This window comes from Streptomyces sp. 13-12-16 (assembly GCF_002114215.1).
In the GTDB taxonomy this organism is placed as follows: domain Bacteria; phylum Actinomycetota; class Actinomycetes; order Streptomycetales; family Streptomycetaceae; genus Streptomyces.
This window is the reverse complement of record NZ_NCTE01000540.1, coordinates 1-1841: the sequence shown is the minus strand read 5'-3', so window position 1 is coordinate 1841 and position 1841 is coordinate 1. Positions and strand designations below refer to the sequence as shown.

Sequence of the window (1841 nt, the reverse complement as noted above, 5' to 3'; positions counted from 1 at the left end):
CAGCAGCCGCGCGGTGAGCGCCTCCGCGTCCGGCCGCGCGGCCGCCGCCCACTGCTGCAGGACCCCCGCGACGGCGAAGCACGCACCGGCGGCGAGCGAGGCGAGGACGGCGACCGCCATGGCGGAAGAGCCCCGGGAGCGGACTAGTCGGGTGTCCGGCCGGTCGGCGCGCCCCGCGTCGCTTCCCGCGTGTGGACGTACAGCTTGCGCCGGTCGCCGACGTCGAGGCGCTGGGGGAGCGGCAGCTCGTGGCGCACCGGCCGCGCGTGGTCGGCGAGTTGCCGGCGCGGGTTGTAGACCTGGTTGAACTTCCACAGCATGCGGGCGAAGTTGGTCTGCCCGTGCAGCAGGTTGCGGCCGAGCACGCGCGCCGCGCCGAACGCCGTGCGCACCCCCAGGTGCTTGCGGTTGATGACCGCCTGGGTGCGCACCAGCTCCTCGTAGAAGCGCTCCAGCGGCAGCGTCGTCGGCACCACCGCGTGCTGGATGTCGAAGAGGCGGTAGTCGCGGGTGGTGAGCCGGCGCGACTCGGTGTGCCAGATCTCCGTGCCCGGATACGGCGTCATCACCGTGAAGTGCACGATCTCCGGCACGGCCAGCGCGAACTCCCGCACCACGCGGAAGCGTTCCTCGTCCCAGGCCGGGTCCACGATCAGGTTGATCGCGACCTTGATGCCGAGCCGGCGGGCCGTCTCCAGCGCCTTCAGGTTCTCGTCCGGGCTGACCCGCTTGCGGTACAGGTCGAGCCCTTCGGCGTCGATCGCCTCCATGCCGAGGAACATGTAGCGCAGCCCCAGCCGCGCCCACCGCTCGAACACCTCGGGATGGCGCAGCAGGACGTCGGAGCGCGTCTCCAGGTAGTACTTCTTGCGGATGCCGCGACGCTCCACCTCGGCGGCGATGGCGTTCCCGTGCTCGGGCCGGATGAACGCGACGTCGTCCACGATGAACACGTTCGGCTCGCGGACCCTCGCCAGGTCCTCCGCCGCCGCCTCGGGCGAGGCCTTGCGGTAGCTGCGGCCGTAGAACGTCCACGCCGAGCAGAACGAGCAGTCCCAGGGGCAGCCGCGGGTGAACTCGATGGACGCGCACGGGTCGAGCTCGCCGATGAAGTAGCGGCGCCGGTTGCGCATCAGATCGCGGGCCGGGAGCGGTCCGTCGATGCCGTGCAGCATCAGCGGCGCCGGCCCGCGCCCGGCCGCCGTGACGACGCCCGGCACGCCCTCCACCCCGCCGTCGCGCACCGCCTCCAGCAGCGGGGCCATCGCCGGTTCCCCCTCGCCGCGGACCACCGCGTCGACCGCGCCCTCCGCCTGTTCGATGACCTCCTCGGCGACGAACGAGACACTGTGCCCGCCGAAGAACACGAAACAGTCCGGCACCTCCCGCTTCACCCGCGCGGCCAGCGCGATCGCCTCGGGGATGTTCGCCAGGTAGTTGAGCGAGACGCCGAGCGCCTCCGGACGGAAGGACCGCACCTCGTCGCGCAGCCGGTTCACGCCCAGCACCTGGAGGTCGACGACCCGGACCTCGTGACCGGCCTCGCGGGCGGCGCCCGCCACCCGTTCCAGGCCCAGCGGTTCGAGCCGGAGGAAGATCTCGGAGTACATCAGGGCGCTGGGGTGGACGAGCAGCAGACGCATGGGGACCTCGCCACGGAGTCGGACGGACCGGGTACGGAACGGTGTCCCCCTTCGTATCCCGGCACACGCGGCCGCGTACCCGTCATACGCCCGCCTGGACGCACCCCGCGGCCCGCAGGAGTGGTCCTGCGGCGCGGCGCGTCGGCCCCCGTGAGCCCGGACGCCGCCCGCCGGCGGAGGCGGGAGCGGGCCGGGCGG

At 73.0% G+C, this 1841-nt stretch carries 1 protein-coding gene; it reads right to left on the bottom strand.

What is annotated here, in order from left to right:
* Positions 1–143 precede the first annotated feature (143 nt).
* A complete protein-coding gene (gene hpnR, locus B7767_RS21835; RefSeq protein WP_085573696.1) occupies positions 144–1643 on the bottom strand; it encodes a hopanoid C-3 methylase HpnR in 1500 nt (499 codons plus the stop codon).
* Positions 1644–1841 lie beyond the last annotated feature (198 nt).